Annotated in this window: 18 protein-coding genes; 4 read left to right on the top strand and 14 right to left on the bottom strand. The window is 31.7% G+C overall.

Annotated features, from left to right (window positions below):
* Positions 1 to 13: 13 nt before the first annotated feature.
* Complete coding sequence (locus Q3V94_RS06075) at positions 14 to 1,786, bottom strand: GGDEF domain-containing protein (RefSeq protein WP_303525998.1); 1,773 nt, start codon at positions 1,784 to 1,786, stop codon at positions 14 to 16.
* Between the two features lie 159 nt (positions 1,787 to 1,945).
* Here Q3V94_RS06075 and Q3V94_RS06070 point away from each other — a divergent pair, with 159 nt between their 5' ends.
* Genes Q3V94_RS06070 through Q3V94_RS06060 form a run of 3 tightly spaced genes read left to right on the top strand, consistent with a single transcriptional unit; the run spans position 1,946 to position 6,345 of the window.
* On the top strand, positions 1,946 to 4,042 hold the full coding sequence (locus Q3V94_RS06070; RefSeq protein WP_303525997.1) for a methyl-accepting chemotaxis protein: 2,097 nt from the start codon (positions 1,946 to 1,948) through the stop codon (positions 4,040 to 4,042).
* Between the two features lie 58 nt (positions 4,043 to 4,100).
* A complete protein-coding gene (locus tag Q3V94_RS06065; RefSeq protein WP_303525995.1) occupies positions 4,101 to 6,176 on the top strand; it encodes a YcdB/YcdC domain-containing protein in 2,076 nt (691 codons plus the stop codon).
* A complete protein-coding gene (locus Q3V94_RS06060; RefSeq protein WP_303525993.1) occupies positions 6,163 to 6,345 on the top strand; it encodes a hypothetical protein in 183 nt (60 codons plus the stop codon). Before Q3V94_RS06065 ends, Q3V94_RS06060 begins: the two co-directional genes overlap by 14 nt.
* A gap of 205 nt (positions 6,346 to 6,550) precedes the next feature.
* Here Q3V94_RS06060 and Q3V94_RS06055 read toward each other — a convergent pair whose 3' ends face one another.
* The 6 genes from Q3V94_RS06055 to Q3V94_RS06030 form a co-directional block, all read right to left on the bottom strand.
* A complete protein-coding gene (locus Q3V94_RS06055) occupies positions 6,551 to 7,348 on the bottom strand; it encodes an ABC transporter permease (protein ID WP_303525992.1) in 798 nt (265 codons plus the stop codon).
* The gene (locus tag Q3V94_RS06050; protein WP_303525990.1) at positions 7,332 to 8,114 is read right to left on the bottom strand and encodes a hypothetical protein; all 783 of its coding nucleotides are present in this window, start codon (positions 8,112 to 8,114) and stop codon (positions 7,332 to 7,334) included. Before Q3V94_RS06050 ends, Q3V94_RS06055 begins: the two co-directional genes overlap by 17 nt.
* Positions 8,114 to 9,073 (bottom strand): ATP-binding cassette domain-containing protein, encoded by a 960-nt coding sequence (locus Q3V94_RS06045; protein ID WP_303525987.1) that lies wholly within the window; start codon positions 9,071 to 9,073, stop codon positions 8,114 to 8,116. Before Q3V94_RS06045 ends, Q3V94_RS06050 begins: the two co-directional genes overlap by 1 nt.
* 17 nt (positions 9,074 to 9,090) lie before the next feature.
* Positions 9,091 to 9,912 carry a GNAT family N-acetyltransferase gene (locus tag Q3V94_RS06040; RefSeq protein ID WP_303525986.1) on the bottom strand — a complete coding sequence of 274 codons (822 nt, stop codon included), beginning with the start codon at positions 9,910 to 9,912 and terminating at the stop codon, positions 9,091 to 9,093.
* Positions 9,913 to 10,107: 195 nt separating this feature from the next.
* Positions 10,108 to 10,929: a hypothetical protein gene (locus Q3V94_RS06035; RefSeq protein ID WP_303525985.1), complete on the bottom strand. Its 822-nt coding sequence runs from the start codon at positions 10,927 to 10,929 to the stop codon at positions 10,108 to 10,110.
* A gap of 73 nt (positions 10,930 to 11,002) precedes the next feature.
* Positions 11,003 to 13,234: a vitamin B12-dependent ribonucleotide reductase gene (locus tag Q3V94_RS06030; protein WP_303525984.1), complete on the bottom strand. Its 2,232-nt coding sequence runs from the start codon at positions 13,232 to 13,234 to the stop codon at positions 11,003 to 11,005.
* A gap of 265 nt (positions 13,235 to 13,499) precedes the next feature.
* Here Q3V94_RS06030 and Q3V94_RS06025 point away from each other — a divergent pair, with 265 nt between their 5' ends.
* The gene (locus Q3V94_RS06025) at positions 13,500 to 14,114 is read left to right on the top strand and encodes a DNA-3-methyladenine glycosylase (RefSeq protein ID WP_303525983.1); all 615 of its coding nucleotides are present in this window, start codon (positions 13,500 to 13,502) and stop codon (positions 14,112 to 14,114) included.
* A gap of 37 nt (positions 14,115 to 14,151) precedes the next feature.
* On the opposite strand, the gene Q3V94_RS06020 is transcribed toward Q3V94_RS06025, so the two are convergent.
* From Q3V94_RS06020 to Q3V94_RS05990, 7 genes are all read right to left on the bottom strand, one after another.
* Positions 14,152 to 14,916, bottom strand: a complete 765-nt coding sequence (locus Q3V94_RS06020; protein WP_303525982.1) for a histidinol phosphate phosphatase — start codon at positions 14,914 to 14,916, stop codon at positions 14,152 to 14,154.
* Between the two features lie 82 nt (positions 14,917 to 14,998).
* Positions 14,999 to 16,267, bottom strand: a complete 1,269-nt coding sequence (locus tag Q3V94_RS06015) for an SLC13 family permease (protein ID WP_303525980.1) — start codon at positions 16,265 to 16,267, stop codon at positions 14,999 to 15,001.
* Between the two features lie 10 nt (positions 16,268 to 16,277).
* Positions 16,278 to 16,670 (bottom strand): (deoxy)nucleoside triphosphate pyrophosphohydrolase, encoded by a 393-nt coding sequence (locus tag Q3V94_RS06010; protein WP_303525978.1) that lies wholly within the window; start codon positions 16,668 to 16,670, stop codon positions 16,278 to 16,280.
* Positions 16,671 to 16,745: 75 nt separating this feature from the next.
* Positions 16,746 to 18,146 carry an aspartate aminotransferase family protein gene (locus tag Q3V94_RS06005; RefSeq protein WP_303525976.1) on the bottom strand — a complete coding sequence of 467 codons (1,401 nt, stop codon included), beginning with the start codon at positions 18,144 to 18,146 and terminating at the stop codon, positions 16,746 to 16,748.
* On the bottom strand, positions 18,136 to 19,557 hold the full coding sequence (locus Q3V94_RS06000; RefSeq protein ID WP_303525974.1) for an acyl-CoA reductase: 1,422 nt from the start codon (positions 19,555 to 19,557) through the stop codon (positions 18,136 to 18,138). Before Q3V94_RS06000 ends, Q3V94_RS06005 begins: the two co-directional genes overlap by 11 nt.
* A complete protein-coding gene (locus Q3V94_RS05995; RefSeq protein WP_303525973.1) occupies positions 19,557 to 20,681 on the bottom strand; it encodes an acyl-protein synthetase in 1,125 nt (374 codons plus the stop codon). Before Q3V94_RS05995 ends, Q3V94_RS06000 begins: the two co-directional genes overlap by 1 nt.
* Before the next feature lie 358 nt (positions 20,682 to 21,039).
* Positions 21,040 to 21,177, bottom strand: a 138-nt coding sequence (locus Q3V94_RS05990; RefSeq protein WP_303526094.1) for a zinc ribbon domain-containing protein, incomplete at its 5' end; no start/stop codon positions are given.

Here is a 21,177-nt window from a genome sequence, read left to right as displayed (position 1 = left end):
CATTTTTATTTTGCTAGGAAATTTCAATTTTAATACCACTTTTATTAACTAATTTACAGCTTGACTTACATTCTATCTTAATCTTGCTTAGAATATTTGCCACCATATGGGGAGTTTTTAACTTTTTAGCATCGCATATCAATCCTGCAATGCATAGTGAAAGCAAATTAAATTTTTGCAGCTCACCCTGTCTATTTGGAGATATTACATAGCCTTTAGCAATATCCTCAAGGGTATAAAATCCCTTTATATGGGTATCAAATTTTTCTGCTATTTCTGTGCAAATTTTGTTTATAAACTCAAAATCATCCTCCTCAATAATTGCAATATAATCATCTCCGCCTATATGACCTAAAAAGTAATTATCTTTTAAATATAGTTTAAGACAATCCGTTATTATATTGGATGTTAATTTAATAACTTTATCCCCATTTTCAAAACCGTAAGTATCGTTATATGCTTTAAAGTTATTAATGTCAAAATATAATATTGACACCTTCTTCCCTTTTGTTATTACATCTGAAAGTGTGTTTTCTATCAAAATATTTCCCGGAAGTCCAGTGAGTGGATTTGTATGTCTTGCATAGGTAAGTTCCAGATCCATCGTGCATTCTAATAGTCTTCTTATACTAACAACACCGTAGTATTCTTCATTTCTTTTTACTATCACATAGTCATAAAGCTTGTCCTCTTGACGCGACATAGCAAGATGTGTTACTTCTGCAATTGGAACGTTATAATCAACAATCAATGGATTTCTATCCATAATAAGTTCAACGCTTTTGTTTAAATATAAAGCATTGCCATAGATTGAAGATAACAGCATATTTATTCTGTTTTTCATAACAAGACCTATAGGAATTTTATTTTGAACCACTACAAGGCCGTGGCATAGTGAATTATTAAACATTTCTTTAACCTTTACACATTTCATATCCTTTGTAATTGGCTCATCAAACCTTGCAATTTTCCCAATTGGGAATGTCTTTGAGGTATAAAATATGTTTTTATTATTTTCATTAATCTGTCCCTTTATAAATTCTTTTATATCTGATTGGATATCTTGAATTGTTTCAGATGGTCTTGCTATTAAATAACCTTGAACATACTCAATACCTAAATTAATTAAGGTTACTAATTCATCCTTTGTTTCAACCCCCTCAGCTATAAGTTTCATATTTGTTAACTTGCACAAATGGGCAAAATTTCTGCATACCGCCTGTTTAAAGCTATCCTTATCTATATCTCTTATAATACCCATATCAAGTTTCAAAAACTGAGGTTTAGTTTCCGTAATTAACTTTATTCCAGAATATCCAGCTCCAGTATCATCAATGGCAATTTTATAACCCTGTTTTATATAATGTTCCAAAACCTCCCTAAATGCTTTATAGTCATCTATTGCCGTTTTTTCAGTTATTTCAAAAATAATCATGTTAGAGTCTATGTTGAATTGTTTTAGATAATCCCTGGTAAAGCCATTTCTAAAATTTCTATCACGAATTATTCTTGGATCTACATTTAAAAATAAATATTTATCTATATTTAGTTTAGATGCTCTTTCAATAGCAAGGCTTCGACAAAGATATTCTAAATCCCATAAGTTGCCATACCTTTCAGCTGCATCAAATAGTAAATCTGGTCTTTCAAGGGGTAAACCTTTAGGCCCTCGTGAAAGGGCTTCATAGCCTATTATTTTAGAATTCATAACATCGATTATAGGTTGAAAAAATGTTCTTATGCTTTTATTCTTTATTATTTCTTCCAAAATAATTTTATCCTCCATACAATCACCACCTAAGGCGATTGTATCTCTTTAACGTAAAATAAAATTTTTATTTTTGTTAAATGTATGTTAATAAAGTAAAATTATCTTCATTTTTGTTGAGAATAGTCGAAAATCCTTGTTATTATGTAAATGTAAAAATCTCCTTGGAGGTGTCCTATGAGATTGCTTTTTTTCAATAAAAAAAATGAAAAATTAAACATTAAATTAGAATGGAAGTCATTTCTTAAAAAGTTTAAGAAAATACCAATTCCCAAGCTACAAATAAACTCCATTAAATCAAAGCTAATATTAACACTGATACTCCTTACCATCTTCCCCCTTCTAATTTCAACCTTTGTCTCATCAATAATGATAAAAAAGTCAGTAAATCAAAATTACCTCGATAGTTTAAAAAGTGCATCCTCTAACTTGAGCAGAACAATAGATGAAAAATATGTATACTATGAAAGCCTTATAACTATCCTTTCAGATGATAAAATAATTAAAAACAACGTTGGGAAAGATGATGAATTGGTTTTAGAAGCACTAAAAAATTTTTTAAAATCTAACATAAACATAAAACAGACTTTTTTAATTTATAAAAATGGTAGGATTCTTTCTTTCCCTAAGGATAAATGGCAAATCCCTAATCATACTCAAATACTACACAATACTTTAAATAATTTTAACAATGCACTATGGAGCAATATTGAAACAAAAAATAATATGCTTCTTGTTACTATTACAAAAACATTTTATGATGCAGATAATAATCAAATTGGAATTATCGGCTTTACTGTAGATATCTCGGAAATTCAAAGGATTGCCAATTCATTGTTGCCAACTAAAACAGGACATATAATTATCCTAGATAAAAACAATACTATAATATCTTCTAAATATAAAAATCTTTTGGGAAAATCATTAATTGATGTTTTGGGTAAAAAGTCTAAGGATTTACTTAGCATCAACTGGATAAAAGACATGCTTAATAATAAAAGCGGACACATAGAATACAATTTTTTAGGAAGTAAAAAATCAATTTATTTCTTAAATAATTTTAAACTTAATTGGAAAATCATTGCTTTTATTGATGTTTACGAAATAAATTCAAATACAAGAACTCTAACGTCCATCGTTATATTTGTTTTAATAATCTTTGGATTAATTTCATTAATCATTGGTTCAAAGATGTCTCATACAATAGCATGCCATATTAAAGATATTTCAAATTGCATGCAAAGAAGCGGAACCGGGGATTTAACTGTTCTATCAGATATTAAAACTAATGATGAATTTGCTCAGCTAGGAAAATATTTCAACGATATGATTGAATCCATGAGGAAGCTTGTTTCTTCTATTAAAGATGCATCATCGATAACTCAAGCTTCATCAAACCTTCTATCTGAAGATAGTAAAAATCTATTATCACTTTCGGATAAAATAAAACTTTCAATGGATAATATAATTGATGGAACTGAATGTCAAAAAAATGAGATAAATAATATCGAAAAAATCTCTTCAGAATTCTTAGACGTGGCAATTGTTCTTAATTCTTTAAGCTCTGAAATAAAGGGTGAAAACATCGATATAAATGATAACACTAAAGCCGCAATAATTTCATTTAATGAATTAAATGAAAAAAATAAATCTACCAATGAATCAATAAAAACCATAGAAAATAGAATTAACCTTCTTAATAACAGCATTGAAAACATAAATTTAATCTTAAACATAATAACAAACATTTCAAAACAAACTAATCTTCTTGCTCTTAATGCCTCAATTGAGGCTGCAAAGGCAGGAGAATTTGGCAGGGGTTTTGCAGTTGTTGCAAATGAAATAAGAAGCTTATCTAATGAGACGGCAAAATCTGCAGAAAATATAAGGCAAACGATAAATCAAATTAAAGATATCTCCAATTTAACCATAAACGATATATATACTGTAAAAGAAAACATCGAAAATCAAAATCACGCACTTGATAAAACCGGAGATTCTTTTGCAAAACTTCAAAAATCAATAAACAATATTTCAGTAACTATTGAAGAAATAATAAAGAAAATAAATTCCCTTTCAATAAAAACCGATGGTTTAAAAGAAAGTATTAAAAATATATCCATTGTTTCAGACGGGTTTAAAGAAGTTGCAGAACACACAGAAAATCTTTTAAATCAGCAATTAAATGAAATATCTAATATAACTAAGCAAACAACAAGCCTTAATGAAATAACCAATCATTTAACAAATATCATTGAGCAATTTACTCTATAATATGCAACATTTTCCAGATCCCCCTCGTCTAATAATTAGATGAAAGGGGGAATCTTTTATGAAAAAATTTTTATCAAGCTTGCTTTGTTTTACATTAATTTTCAGTTTATTTTCCTATACAAAAGCAGCTTCAACAACTAAAATAGACTTAAAAAATGCTATTTTAATTGCAAAATCCAGCTTTGAGTTTGATGACAGAGACCTTAAATTTACTTACAACTTAAACAGTAATGAAAACAAAAGCTTTTGGAATTTATCTTGGACAGGGAAAAATAAACAGATAAATATTCAAGTTAATGCTCAAAACGGGGATATTATTTCTATGTATAGGTATGAAGGAGAGCAAACAATAACAAATAAAATCCCAAAATACTCAAAAGAAAAAGCAAAAGAAGTTACAGAAGGATTGATAAGGAAGCTCGTTGGCGAGAAATTTAAAGAATTCGTTTATGATGAAGCTAATTCTAACTACTTATATTACAATCCTAATTACGATTTTAGATACACAAGAAGGATTAACGGAATAGACTATAAAGATAACTTTATCAGTGTATCTGTTGATAAAAACAATTTAAAGATTATGAGCTACTATTTTGAATACGATTATGAAGGTGTCCCTACAAGTCAAAATATAATAACGTTAGAAAAGGCAAAGGAAATCTTTGAAAGCAAAATGGGGCTTGAGCTATCCTATAAAGTTTTTTATGATTATGAAAAAAATGAAAGAAACGTTAAACTGATTTACACTCCAAAATCTAGCGTGTATCCTATAGATGCTGTAACAGGCGAAATACTTAAAAATCCAATTTATATCTTTACAGAAAACAGCCAAAAGGATGCTGCAGGTGCTTTACCAACCTTAACACCTGAAGAAATTAAGGCAATTGAAGAAAATAAAAAATTAATATCGAAGGAAGAAGTAGAAAATATACTAGTTCAAAAGCTTGGCCTTAATAAGGAATTAAATATGGAATACATTAATTTAGGACATGATTTATACTCTGATAGATACATCTGGACAGTTTATTATTCTAAAACATCACAGGATAAATCAAACTATTACTATTTTGGTGCAACAATTGATGCTCTTACTGGAGAGATTTTATCCTTTTACAGAAACTTTCCCAATATAGAAAACTACAAGGAACCAAAATATACAAAACAAGATGCTAAAAAAATTGCAGAGGATTTTATAAATTCCCTCTCGAAGGATAAATTTATAAAATGCCAATATAGGGAAGTTTTAAATGTTGATGAGAAATACGTTTATTCTTTTGAATATAGAAGAATTGAAAATTCTATTCCGGTTGCAAACGAAGGATTTACAATAAGCATTAGCCCATATACAGGCGAAGTTTTACATTATTATCAAACTTGGAGTGATATAGTTTTCCCAAAGGTTGAAAATATAATCTCAATCGACAAAGCCCACAATATACTTTATAGCAAAAATAATTTCAAATTAAACTATATGAAATACTTTGATTACGATTTTAAAATGAACAAATACTTCATTAAATTAGTATATAGCTTTACATCATATAATTTTATGATTGATGCAAAGGAAGGAATATTGCTTGACTACAGCGGGAAACCTCTAAAAGAAGTAAAAAAGATTTCCTACAGCGATATTAAAAATTCACCATATTATAATGATATAAATATATTGATTGATATCGGCATTATTGATGATGAAGGAGAAAATTTCTATCCGAATCAAATGATAAGGCAAAAGAATTTCATCAAATATATTGTAAAATCATTAGAACCAAATTATATAATTTATAGGGAGGATACAAAGGAAGAATACGAAAATTATTACGAAATAGCAATTAAAAAAGGAATCATCTCATCAAAGGAAAAGAATCCAAATGCATATGTAACAAGGCAAGATGCTGCAAAGTGGATAATAAGGGCAATGGGCGTTGGATTTATTGCTGAGCTTTCAAATTTATATACTTTAAATTTTAAAGATAGCAAACTAATACCTAAAAATTATAAGGGTTATATAGCGTTAGCAAACGAACTTAAAATAATTACTCCAATCAAGGGATACTTTATGCCAAGACAATCTGTAACCCGCGGCGAAGCTGCAAAAATGCTTGTAAATTATTTAAAGGTTGAAAAACAGTAGGGCTTTATGCCCTATTGTTGTTTTATCAACAGGAAGAATAATTTATTCTTCAGATGAATACAGAAGGGCAAATTTCATGATACGTGCCCTTAAAGAATACACCCTTTTAAATGAAGAAAGAAAAATAGTCCTAGATAATATATTTAAGGGAAGTGAATTTAATGGTTAATGATGTTATAGTAAATAAAATTCAAACTATTGATCGATGCTTAAAACGTATTAATGAAGTTTATGAAAATAATCCTGAAAACTTAAAAGACTACACAAAACAAGATTCTATAATATTAAAATCTTCAGAGGGCAAGCGAAGCCTGTATTGATTGAATTCAAAAATGTAATATTAAAATACATTAAAAGGTGAGGATACCCTCACCTTACATTTTTGCTTCCATTATATTGGCAGATTCGTATCTTTTTAGTCCCGAATAAAATACTTTAAAGGAAATAAAAAGCCAAACTAACGCTGCCAAAATTACTAAAATAATACTTAATAAGTTAAAATTATTAAATATCCTTATTGGAAGATATATTGAAAATCCAACAGGGAGAACTGAATAAAACAAAAATCTAAAAAAATTATCAAAAATACCCTCTGGATAAGTTGCAAAGGCCAAAAAGAACATATCTAAAATCCTTTTTGTGCTCTCTACATTGCCTAAATAAAAGGCTAAAGAATTAAGTAAAAGAATTAATGAAAAATAAATTATAGAACCCGTTACGGTAAATAGTGTAAATAAAAATGCACCTTTTAAATCAAATCTTCCGGCCAAAATAAGTAAAATATATCCATAAATTAAATCACCCCAAGATGAAACCTCCATTTTAGATGCGCAAGTATTTAAAACTATATCTGCAGGTTGTAAAATATAACTATCCAATCTTCCTGATATAATAAAGTCTGAAAGTTCCCTTACATTTCCAAACAAAATATAGGTAAGTCCAAAACTTGATGATGCTAACCCCCATAGTATCAATACATCATCAAAGGAATATCCGCCAATGATATTTACATTTCTAAATATTATCCACCAAAATATCAGAAAAGAACCATTGTTTAGAATCATACCAAAAATTTGCGTTAAAAAACTTATTTTATATTCTGAGCTGCATTTCAAGTTAAATTTTACATAAGAAAACAGTATTTTAAAATGTCTTCTAACCTCCATTAACATTTAGCATCTTTACCCCCCTTCTATGAATTGTAAGCATCAGAAAGAGGAACATAAGTATATATATAACTTGTCCGAGAAAAGTAAACAAAAAATCATTCAAGTTAAACATAACTACAGTTTTAGAAACATGATACATTACAAACGACCAAGGCATATAGAAATTAACCTTAAACATCCATTTTGGAAGTAAGCTAATAGGATACAAAAGCCCTCCAAATATAAACACGATTTTTCCGTAAATCCAAGCATATGGCATATTTTCCTCCACCCAAAGGGCAGATAAGGAAATAGTAATATGAATTATATGATTTAATATCACTCCACATAACATTATAATCATAGAAAAAAACAGATAATAAAATTCATAACCCTTAATAGGACCAACCAAAGCTATTCCAACAGCAAAGGAAATAAAGCAGCTTATAAAAAAATCTAAAAGATTTCTTCCCAATGTGTCAAACAAAATATATAAGGTGTAATTATAGGGTTTATTTATTTTATATGCAATATCCCCACTTTTAATATCCTGTGCAACGTTTCTATGAATTCTATTATAATTCAACGTAAAGCTTTCTCCCACTATCAAATACCACATCATCTCTTGAAATGTAAAACCCGTCTTAATGTTTTGAGCATAAAGCTTTTTCCATAAGAAAAAGAAAATTATAACTATAATTACAGTAAAAACATTTCCAATTATGAAGTCTTTAAAATAAGTCACATTGTTTTTTATACTTATTTTAAAAATCTTCAAATACTTATTCATTAAACCTCCCCCCTTATGCTGTAAATTTCAGCTATAATATCCTCAAGGGGCCTTGATGAAATAGAGATGTCTTCTACCTTCCCAAGTTTAAAAATCTTTAGCAGAATATCGTCAATATCCTTATCTTCCGTGTCAACCTCTAACTTTACGGCATTATTTGTCTTAGATAAGATCTTTACATCTTCTAAATTAAAATCAATATCCTCTGCATATCTTAATGAAATAATCTTTTTATTATCATAGTTGTATTTTAAACGCTTCATATTATCATCCATAATAATTTGTCCAAGATTTATTATAATCATCCTTTTACAAAGCTTTTCTATATCACCAATATCATGGCTTGTTAAAAATATGGTGGTTTTTTCCTCTTGGTTAATCCTTTTGATTAAACTTCTTAAATTTTTCTTTGCTACAACATCAAGTCCTATTGTAGGTTCATCTAAGAAAATAACCTTAGGCTTGTGAAGAATTGATGCCGCAATTTCGCATTTTATCCTTTGTCCTAGAGACATCTTTCTAACTGGAATGTCTAAAAGGTCCTTTATCTCTAAAATTTCAGAAATATAGTCAACCCTCTTTTTTAGCTCCTTATCCTCCATTCCATATATGCTTCCTAAAAGTTCAAAAGTATCTTTAGGCGGAAGGTGAAACCAAAGTTGCGACTTTTGTCCAAATACGGTTCCAATTTTATAGGTTAGTTTTTTTCTATCTCTTTGGGGGTCCAATCCTAAAACCCTTGCATAACCACTAGTTGGGTTAAGTATTCCTGTTAACATCTTTATTGTTGTAGATTTCCCAGCTCCGTTTGGGCCTATAAAGGCGAGTATTTCACCTTCCTCCACCTCAAAGCTAATTCCTCTTACTGCCTCAATCTTTAAATATTCCCTTTTTAAAAAACCCTTTCTTTTTGCTGCTATAAAGTCCTTTCTTAAATCCTTGACAGTTATTACACCCATAAAATCCCTCCAATTAACTACAATTCAATTATCATGTAATCATCGTAAAACTCAAATCCTAAGGCTTCATATGCTTTTACTGCTGAAGTATTATTCTTTCTTACCATCAGCGTTGGAATTTTTCCTCTTTCGATAATTATTCTGCAAAGCTCAGAAACTACTGCCTTGCAGTATCCCTTTCCTCTTTCTTTAGGCGTTGTATAAACCCCTCCAATTTGTGAAATTTCATCAGTTGTAGCTTGAATACATGCCGTCGCAACCATCTTACCATCTTTAATAGCAAATAGATAATCCTCCTCAACAGGCCTTTGGACTAAAGTTTTTTTAGCTTCTTCTACCGATGCATCATCCCTTCCAAAACCTATTTGGCTTGCCTCCACTAAGAATTCAGCAGCTAAATCCAAATCAAGTTCATAATAATTCTTTATCTCTATATCCTTGCATTGAAATTCTATAAGATTTTTATTGATATAATAAGCATCATCACTAATATTTCCAATCGATTTAACATCCTTTAAGTTTTTATACAAAGGCTCAATAACTCTTCTCATGCCAAGAAGATATTTAAATTCCCTATCCTTCATAAGCTCTACAAAATAAGGAATAGCTCCTTCGCTCTCATAATGTGGAATACAACTTCCTAAGTTATAAAAGGGTAATATGCCCTTTAATTCACTCTTTTCAAAATATCCATAATAATCCCCACATCTTCTTAATTCCTTGTTATTCTCAATTCCAAAATATTTTATATTGCCAATCAAAAATGTAGTTTCAATGTGATTTCTTTTTAAGTATTCCTCCACTATTTTTCTGTCGATTTCAAACAACTTCCTAATCATAACACCCCTCCTAAAAAGTTAATAAAAAGTCCCCACGAAGCCACCTTAAAGTGACTCCGTGGGGATCCCACGTGTAGGAGATAAACTCTCCCTGCGCAGCTCGGATAGCCCTTATGCGCACTCACTTGTTAATATTATATTATACATCTATTGCCAAATATGTCAACAAAAAATAAAATCCCTGCAGGGCAGGGATTAATTTAATGATGATAATCTTGATTTAATATCTTCTATCTCCTTTTGAAGTTTTGCAATTCTATTATCTAATTCTTTAAATTTCCCTTGATATCTTACCATAAGGCTCTTGCTAAGACCTGTTTTAGGGTCCTTTTCTTCTTGGTTTAAAGAATTAATTTCCTTTTCAAGGGAGTTAACTTCCTTCATACCATTTAGATATTCTATTTCCATATTCTTTTCCATTTCTGCTATCTTAAGTTCTTTTTCTAAAACTTCCAATCTCATAGCAGCAATTTCTGCTTGTTTATCCATTCTATTCTTTTCCATTATTTTTTTCTTTTCAGCTATCTTTACTAAAAGCTCTTTTTGTTTTTCATACATAGCCTTTTTAGTATCATCAGTTGTTTCAGAAATCTTTTTATCTATTTCTGCAAGTTTTGCATTTAATTTTGTTTCAATTTCCTTTACGATTTCAGCATATTTTGCATCCTTGTTTGTTATAAATTCCTTTAGCTTTGTCATTTTATCGTTTATTTCTTTTACCTTCTTTTGATAGTTTTCCTCTACCTTTTTAATCTTTTCATCAATGCTAATACCTTCACTATTTTTCTTTTCTTCAACCTTTGCTGCTTCCTTCTTTAACTTTTCTATGAAATCTTCCCTTTCCTTAAGTGCCTTTTGTAATTGCTTATTCAAAACATCAAGCTTTTGTTCAAGTTGTTTAACTATTTTTGAGTTTTGTAAACCTACCTTTTTAGCATTGTTTTCCTTTGCAAAAGATGTGCTAAAAGATGCCAATACAAAAGCAGCAGCTAATGCAAGAGAAATTAATCTTTTCACTGCCAATCTCCCCTTTTTATTTTTATTTTTATTATATCACAGTTTTTAATTTGATTAAATATTTAGTTAAATTTTAACCGCATTTTGAATAGCCACAGTTAGGACAGATTACGCATCCACCTTCATGGGTGATTGGGTTGCCGCATTCTGGACAAAGTATTTTATTTTCTTTTGTTTCGATTAAATTTTTTATTTCCATATCAGCACTAATGCTTTCTTTAATCTTTTCTAATTCCTTTAAATTAACTAGCTTTTCTATGGTTTTTGCAATAGCATCTGGACAGGATAAAACCTTTATATCTTTATTCGTCGCCATTTGTCTTAATGTAGAATGACATCTTATACCCTTTAGCTGCTCTATTATTTCCTTAACATCCATCCCACTTCTTAAGGCAATGGAAACAAGCCTTGCAGTTGCTTCCGATTGTGAAGGGCAGCCCCCTGCTTTACCAAGATTAGTAAACACTTCGCATATTCCATTTTCATCGTAATTAACTGTAATGTAGAGATTGCCACATCCAATTCTAACCTTTTCTGTTATGCCCATAGTAACCTCGGGTCTTACCCTAGGCTTTGTGCTGCTATCATCATTTTTCTCCTTCAAACCAACATTAATAACCTGTCCTTCTCTGCTTCCATCCCTATATATTGTAACACCCTTACATCCTAATTTATATGCAAGAAGATAAACAGTTTTGACATCCTCTATCGTGGCATCCTTTTTAAAGTTTACCGTCTTTGATACTGCATTATCAGTCCATTTTTGAAAGGCCGCCTGCATTCTAATATGATAAACAGGGCTTATGTCATGGGCTGTTACAAAAATTCTCTTAATATCTAGCGGAATCTCTTCAATCTCTTGAATGGTTCCATGTTCTGCGATTTTGTCCATAAGCTCCTTTGAATAAAGGCCTCTTTCCCTCATCACTTTTTCAAATAAATAATGAACTTCAACTAATTTTTCATTATCAAGAACATTTCTCCAAAAGGCTACAGCAAATAACGGCTCTATTCCTGACGAAACTCCGGCGATTATGCTTATAGTTCCTGTTGGAGCAATTGTTGTTGTAGTTGCATTTCTTAAAGGCGGTCCTTCTTTATATATACTATTATAAAACTCTGGGAAGGGACCCCTTTTCCTTGCAAGATACTCACTCGCTTCCTTTGACTTTTCATTAATAAACTTCATAAGGTTATCTGCAAGGTTAACTGCCTCCTCTGAATTATAGGGGATTCCAAGAAGGATTAACATATCTGCAAAACCCATAACTCCAAGACCTATTTTTCTTGTTTTCTTAGTCATTCTCTCAATTTCAGGAAGGGGATAAACATTAACATCTATCACATTGTCAAGAAAGTGCACTGCATCAAAAATGGTCTTTTCTAAAAGCTCATAATCGATTTCATATTTTTCTCCTACCTTTTTGACCATTTTAGCAAGATTTATAGAGCCTAAATTGCAGCTCTCATAAGGAAGGAGAGGCTGCTCCCCACATGGATTAGTGCTTTCAATCTCACCAAGGTTGGGCGTTGGGTTCTTTTCATTCATCCTATCCAAAAATATTATTCCGGGTTCTCCATTTGTCCAGGCCATTTTGACGATAAGGTCAAACACTTCCTTTGCATTTAATTTTCCCTTTACTGTCTTAGTATTAGGATCTATAAGCTCGTAGTCTTCTCCTTTAATTGCTGCCTCCATAAATTTTTCTGTAAGGGCAACGCTTATATTAAAATTGTTTATTTCCTTATTATCCTCTTTGCATTTTATAAACTCCATAATATCAGGATGGTCAACCCTTAATATAGCCATGTTAGCTCCCCTGCGGGTTCCCCCTTGTTTTACTGCCTCTGTTGCTGCATTGAATACCTTCATAAAGCTTACGGGTCCTGATGCTACACCACCTGTTGTTTTTACAGTTGAGCCCTTAGGCCTTAGCCTTGAAAAACTAAAGCCCGTTCCTCCACCTGACTTATGTATAAGTGCTGCGTTTTTTATTGAATCAAATATTCCCTCCATAGAATCCTCAACAGGCAAAACAAAACACGCCGAGAGCTGTCCTAAAGGACGACCTGCATTCATTAATGTAGGAGAGTTAGGAATAAATCTTAAGCTTGTCATGAGGTTATAAAACTTTTCCTCAGTTTCTTCTACACTTGCATTTTCATCGTAAAGCTTATCTGCTTTTGCTATAGTTCTCGCAACCCTTCTAAACATTTCATCAACCGTTTCAATTACACTGCCATTTTCATCCTTTGCGAGATACCTTTTTTCTAAAACCTTAATGGCATTCTGGGTAAGTTCCATATTATCACCTCAATATATTGTATGTATTATTGCATAAAATATACTACATATTGTATTTTACCATTTTATTCTTCCAATGCAAATTTCAAAATCATCCTTTAAGCTTAAAAATTACCCAAATAATTTATTATTTTAATTTTTATAAAGAATTTCTAAAGAAAATATTTTTTCGTAATTTATTTATTAGAATCACAGATAGTATATTGAAAAAATAAATATAACAAATTAAAATATCTGATAGAAAACACAAGAAAGGACGTAGAAGATGAAGCTACCGGTTGAATTTTATAGTAGAGATACAATAACCGTTGCAAATGATCTTTTAGGGAAGCTCCTTGTAAGGAACATTAATGGAAATAAATTAATTGGAAAAATCGTTGAAGTTGAGGCATACCTTGGTCCTATAGACAAAGCATGTCATTCTTATAATTTTAAACGAACACAAAGAAACGAAGTGATGTATGGTCCTGCTGGTATAGCCTATGTTTATTTTATCTATGGAATGTATTACTGTCTTAACTTTGTTACCGAAAGGGAAGGCATGCCCTGTGCTGTATTAATAAGAGCATTAGAACCTATAGAAGGACTTGATACAATGGCTTTAAATAGATTCGGTAAAACTTACAGTGAGCTGACAAAATCTCAAAGAAAGAATTTAACAAACGGGCCTGGGAAACTATGTAGAGCCTTTAATATAGATAAATCATTAAACGGACATAGCCTGCTTAGCGATGAAATTTATGTTTTGGATAACCCAGAAGACTTTGAAATTGTTGCAGATAAAAGAATAGGCATAGATTATGCAGAAGAGGCTAAGGATTATGAATGGAGATTTTTTATAAAGGGCAATCCATATGTATCAAAGGGAAAGACAAAATAACTATAAAGCCCCAAAAATTTCGGGGCTTAAAAAAATTTTAGATGTATTCCATCTGCCTTTCCTTAAAGTAAACTACTTTTAAGTTGCTCTTTTCTACTAAATCTAACGCTATATTAAAGTTGTTTCCAATGTCCGATGTATTATGTGCATCCGAACCTATTGTAACATATTTTCCACCTAATTCATTAAATCTTTTTAGGATTGTAAGGATATTTTCAGCTGCCTTTTTATCATTAATTCTTCTTGTGTTTACTTCTATAGCCTTTTCCCTATTGCTTAAAATTTTTAAAACCTCATCTATATAATCTGAATATATATCATAGTATATTTCCGTATCCTCAAAGGGTGCATATCTTGCAATATAGTCGATATGTCCTAAACTGTCAAAAAAATCGCTTTCTTTAACGCATTCATACATAAACTTAAAATATTCCTCATATGCTTGATTTTTATCCTTTTCTGCATAAAAATAATCCTGATATATATCGATTCCATTGACAACATGGATAGACCCTATAACATAATCAAAGGGATTTTCAAGGGCTATGAATTTGTTTTCATCTGTGCAATCGGTTCTAAGACCTAATTCTATACCGAGTAATACTTTGTCATTTCTTAAAAAACCATATTCTTTAAAATATGTTTTAACATCAAACTGAAAATTCCCTTCAACTGGGTATTTAAGGTCCATATGTTCTGTGATTATCAAGCCAATACCGATATCCTTTGCCTTTTTTATTGCATCTTTAAGTTTCATCGATGAATCCGTTGAAAATTCCGTATGAACATGACAGTCAAACATACTAATACCTCCAATTTTAGACCTAAAAAAATTATATCACAAACTAAAGCTGCCTCAAAATAGTTTTTGAGGCAGCTCAAAGTTATCTCCAAATAATCCACGTTAATATATAACCTGTTATAACAGCTGTTAATGTAAATGGCACGCTCAATTTCATAAAGTCCGATGCTTTAACTTCATATCCTTCCCTTTTTAATATTCCAAGACCTGTTATGTTGGCAGAGGCACCTATAGGAGTTATGTTTCCTCCCAATGTTGCACCGACCAAAAGACCAAAGAAAAGTAGATACGGCTCAACTCCCATTCCCTTTGCTATGTTTGATACAACTGGAAGCATCGTTGCCGTATAAGGGATATTATCAATAAAGGCAGAAACTATAACTGAAAACCAAACCAAAATAGTATATATCAAAAACAAATTACCTTTTCCTATTTTCAAAAATAACTTACTTATATCATTTATAACCCCTGCCTCGCTTAATCCGCCGATTACAACGAATAAACCTATAAGCAGCAGTATTGTTTCATAATCAATCTGAAGCAATGTTATATTAAGAGCATTGTTATTTTTATTTATAACAAGTTCCTTAAAAAGTCCTATAGCAAGAAGCGTTATACAAATCAATCCATTTGTTATATTAGGTTTGTTTGGTATAAAGGATGCAATTATAAGTAAAAGCACCATCGAAACTAAAAGATAGGTTGGAAAATAATCCTCAACCTCCTGTTTTTCTTCAAGATGGATTGGCTGATTGTATTGTCTAAAGAATAGCAGAAGAATAATCAGTGTCGCTGCTGCCCCTAATTCTACTATCCAAAATATTCCCGGCCTTCCCTTAAAGAAGAAAAAGTCTATAAAATCCATCTTGGCATATCCACCTAATAAAAGAGAAGTTGTGTCTCCAACTAAAGTTGCTGCACCTTGAAGGTTTGATGAAATTGCAATTGCAATTATCATATAAACCGGCGATATATTTAGCTTTTTGGCAACCCCCATCGCAACCGGTGCAATAATAAGGACAGTTGCAACATTGTCTATAAATGCAGAAACAATCCCTGCAAAGGCTGCAAGGGATACCACAGCCCATTTTATGTTAGGAACCCTGTCGATTATAACATCAGCCATTAGGGCCGGCATCTTCGACTCAATAAATAAATTAACAATCCCCATAGTTCCGCCTATCATTAAAATTATGTTCCAGTCTATATAGGTTAGTGCTTTATTAAAAGGCACTATGCCTATTATCATAAAAAGAACTGCTGAAAGCAAAGATATATATGTTCTATACTTTGGGAAGGATAAAAGTAAAACATACGTTGTGATAAAGATTATTAAAGCGATTAATTTCATTTTTTGCCTCCTATTCTTTAGTCTTTAGTTCTTCCTGTAACTTCTTTGCAATTGGAATATCAGCTGGCGCAAGATCATAGTTTAATAAATCATCAATTGATACCCATCGTGCATCATCATGAACAGAAAGTTTATAATCATAGCTTAAAGGTTTAACTAAAAAGGATATCAATTTAATTTTACCATTATCATATTCATGGACAACTTCCTCAAAGGGCTTTATAATTTCAATATTCATCTTTAGCTCCTCGTAAATCTCCCTTTTTAAGCATTCCTCATAGGTTTCATTTTCTTCTAATTTTCCTCCTGGAAACTCCCACTTCCCTTTAATATTTCCATCCTTTCTTCTTGCAATAAATACTCTATCATTATCAATGATAATAGCTGCTGTAACCACCTTCATAATTTTATCCCCTTTTGTTAGAAAAAAATTTCCCTAAGCTCAACTTTTGCCTTTGAAGTTCCATACATTCACATCCTATCGCTTGAATAAGGACTTTAATACTTGCTTTCCGCTTTCAAAACCAAGACTTAAGAAACTGGAATTTTTATTGAATATATCCTCAAGGGCATTAACCAATCTGTCAAGTTCCTCATAAGATATCGTAAGTGGCGGCTCAAGCCTTATTACATTTGGATTATTTAAAGTATAAGCGGTTATAATCCTATGTTCATTCATTAACTTACCCGCAACTAAAGACGCAAAATACTCTTTAGAAACCTCTGAAAGTTTACCTGCCGTTATAGTATTTAAAATCCCCTTTGGCTCTTCAAATTCGATTCCTATCATAAGGCCTTTTCCTCTTACTTCCTTTATTACAGGATATTTTTCCTTTAGGTCGTTTAATCTTTTTAATAAATATTCTCCCTTTTCCCCTGCTTTCTTTGGGAGGTCATTCTCGATGATGTATTTCATTGTAGCAACTCCAGCTGCACAGGCTATTGTATTTCCTCCAAAGGTTGATGTATGTAAAAATGCCTTATCGATACTTCCATAGGCCTTTTTCCAAATTTCTTCTTTTGTAATATACCCACCGATTGGCATTATTCCTCCACCTATGGATTTTGCAAAGCACATTATATCGGGAACTACACCTTCTTCTTCACAGGCAAACATAAAACCTGTTCTTCCAAAACCGGTTTGTATTTCATCAACTATTAAATATACTCCATATTTATCACATAGCTCCCTTACTTTTTTAAGATATCCTTTAGGTGGAACTATTATTCCTCCTTCTCCTTGGATTGGTTCTAGTATAAAGGCTGCAACATCTCCCATCTTTAGAGCATCCTCAAGGGCCTTATCATCACCAAATGGAATTGGGTATGTTTCAGGTAAAAGGGGTTTAAAGGGCCTTTGATATTTTTCCCTTCCTGTTACCGAAAGGGCACCAAAGCTTTTCCCATGAAAGGAATTTAAGCAGTAAACAATCTTACTTTTTCCACTTGCTATTTTGGCAAGTTTTAGAGCCCCTTCAACGGCCTCAGCACCGCTGTTTGCAAAAAATGTCCTTTTCAAATCCCCAGGAGTTATTATAGCAAGGTTCCTTGCCAAAACCCCAGCAAGATTATAGATGGATGCTTGTAAAATATTAGGAAGTCCTATTACCTTTTGTATCTCTTTGAGTATCTCAGAATTATTATGCCCAACATTCAAAGCACCATAACCACCTAAAAAATCTATATACTCGTTTCCCTCTTCATCATAGACCTTTGTCCCTTCAGCCTTAACAAAATGCTTATCAAAATCCAAAAGCGATAAAAGCTGAACCGCACTTGAATTTATGTATTCCCTGTAATTTTCCCTAACATCGCTTCTTTTTAAAGCTAAAGCATCGTCTATCGTCAAAAATTCTTTATATTTTTCTTTAATTTCCATCCTTTATCCTCCTCTTAAACCATATTGTAAGTAAATCCCTAATGTTAAACTTGTAGTTTACCCTATCCTGCCTACTTACTACAAAGGTAAGCTCCTGTAAATTGAAAAGTCCGTCATGGCTTGTTCCAGGATAATGTAAAGACATGTCTCCGATTTGAGTAATTATGCTTACCCCCATAAGTGTGACCTTTTCAATAAACTCCTCATCCTTACCATTATATCCCATAGTCTGCAGATATCCAATAAGATTTTGATCTATATAGCTTATAATTTCATCTTTGCTAAAATAAGGGCATACATATATAAACCTTGAAAAGCATCTATCCACATCATATTTTGTTGGGAAAACTTTGCTTTCAACAACAGTATAGTCGGCATTATTTGATGAATATATCTCTCCTGTCTTAGAAAGTCCATGCTTTAAAAGAACATATTGCCTATCCTGAATAGTTTTAACGGTATCCCACGGATTTGAGTAGGATTTTGGATATTCCTTAGAAAGCTTTTCAAGGGAATTAGCAAGATACTTGCAAAACTTTTGTGCATCTAAATCCTTGCTTATAAATATAATTCTTGGGGATAAGCATGCCCTTTGTTCCCAAAGTATAATGTCCCTTGCCGCATATTCTGAAATCTCATCATAATCGTCAATCTCATCGATAACCTGAAAGCTAACCTTCGGGCCGTGTTCTATAAAATGAACATTATATTTAGCACAAAGATTTGCCATAAAGTTTCTTGAGTTTTCTCCTCCCCAGTGAATTACCGCATTAACATTTTTAACTATACCTTCATAAATATCTGATCTTGAACTATCAAAATAAATTATAGATAACCTATCTTTAATAGACTCGTCTATTTCTACTAAACTATTGTAAAAGGCATAAGCAAAATAAGGCTCATCAGCTGAAACTTTTACAATATTGCAGTTTTTTGATAAAAGCCCCATAGAAACGCTGACTGGAATTACAACAAAGGCATTGCCTGATACGTTATGAAAAACCACTCCCCTTGGTTGTCTATGGACTTTTCCATAGTATGTATCTATCCACCTATCTAACACTTCTTCATCTTCTAATTCTTCCTTTAAAAGCCTCTTTACATTTTCCTTTAAAAGCATTTGCATTGTAATTTCTATTTCTTTATATATAAGTTCCTCCGATTGATTAATTATTTTTGAAAGCACCTTAACATGTTCCTTAGAATATTCTCTGTCAAGCCATTTTCTAGCACATTTATCCAATATCTCTATTGTTTTTTCAGTCTCGATATCATGGACTTTTATTTTATTATTTTTCAATCTTTCTATTTCATTTAATATTAAATTTTCATCTGAGAATCCAATTTCTAAATCAAAGCCATTGATATTCCTTCTAACATAGCCCTTTGAAACTGTCATAGGTATTTTCATTAATTGTCACCCCCTAAAGTGGCACCACATCCCTTAGCTTCGGTTCCTTTTACTCTTCCTATAATCTTTATAGTCATCCCTTCAGTATTACAAATAGGACATCTATTATAATCAACTATCTCTCCTATATCATCCACTAATATAGAAGCACCTGCAAAGCCTTCAGTTCCATAGGCATTAAGAACCTGAATAAGACCCCTATCCCCTGACCTTTTAAGTGGCTTTAGTGTTTTAAAATCCCTTATAATAACCTTAGCCCATTTTGGAACATGGAAAATATAATCCCTGTATTCCTTTGAATAATGTCCCGTCATTGTAAAACTATTTTCGGTAAAGGAATATGTATCAGTAAAGTTTTCCTCAGGTATTCCAAGAAATTTTGAAACATCTTCAACAAATCGCCATCTTTCAATCATAGTTCCAATATTGATATTTCCCTTTCGTCCATCCCAGCCACCACCACCTGTGTGAACAATTGCCTTTTCCCCAAGCTCTACTGGTTTAATTTTTTCTTTAAGGCTTAATACTGTTTTATAAAAAAGCGGTGTAGATCCACCAAGGGCTGCATAATGATCCTTTTTGTCATGTTCCATAATATATCTTATAAACGAGTCAACATCAACAGAAAATCCGTTTTGTGATGGCTTTAAAAGAAATATAGTATCATCTCTATAAGTAAATATGTCAAGAATATTTCCAAGATATGACTCTAAAGTTTTCCCTAAAAATTCTCCTCTACCAAAAGCTTTCATATCCTCAGCTAAAGGAAAAAAGGTGCATTCATAATCGTGCCTCTTTCTAAATATTTTATCGTCCTCTTCAACAAAATTTCTTAAAACCTGTATATCATTTTCAGTTCTTCCTACAATACTTGGATCTCCGCTGGTGCTGCTTGATACTGTCCATTTAAATATCCCATCTAAGTTTTTTCTTAAAAGCTTTGTAAAAAGCCCGTTAGATCTTTTAAAAACAGTTGTGACTAAAAAAGGAACATAATCAATATCATCTTCATATTTTAAATCTGTATATGGATTAAAGCCCTGTTGCTGGCATACTAATCTATATGCTTCACATTCTTCATATTGCCCAATCAAATTATTTTTAAAATCCTCAAAAAATCCCATATTATCCTCCCTTCTGTGCACAATTTGTGCATATTTATTATACCAATATTTAGTATATTATGCAATAAAATAGCATTATGTCCATAAGTTAATTTTGCAAATAAAAAAAGCGCAAGTACAAGCCCTTGCGCTATACGATCTATATTCCTGTTATTATTGTTTCATTCCCGATTATTTCTTTTATAAAGTAATAATCACCGTATTTTTTGGTTCTTATAATAACTTTAACATCTTTGTATGGACCAGATGATGTTTGTGAACTACCCCCACTTATAGAAGTGGTGGCTTCGTGGTCAAGGTAACTTCTGTTACCAGATTACCCACGCTCAAAGGGCTGTTCCTTCCCCATATATACCAATCACATGGCTAATTTTAGCAAATTCTTGCTTGCATTTATATCTCTATCATGAACTGCACCACACTTTGGACATTTCCATTCTCTCAATGCTAAATTCTTTACATCAGGATTTTTATATCCACATTCACTACATGTTTG

It is taken from the genome of Caloramator sp. CAR-1 (genome assembly GCF_030546345.1).
In the GTDB taxonomy this organism is placed as follows: Bacteria; Bacillota; Clostridia; order Clostridiales; family Caloramatoraceae; genus Caloramator; species Caloramator australicus.
Note: the sequence above shows the minus strand (reverse complement) of the source record. Positions and strands in the feature narration are given on the sequence as shown.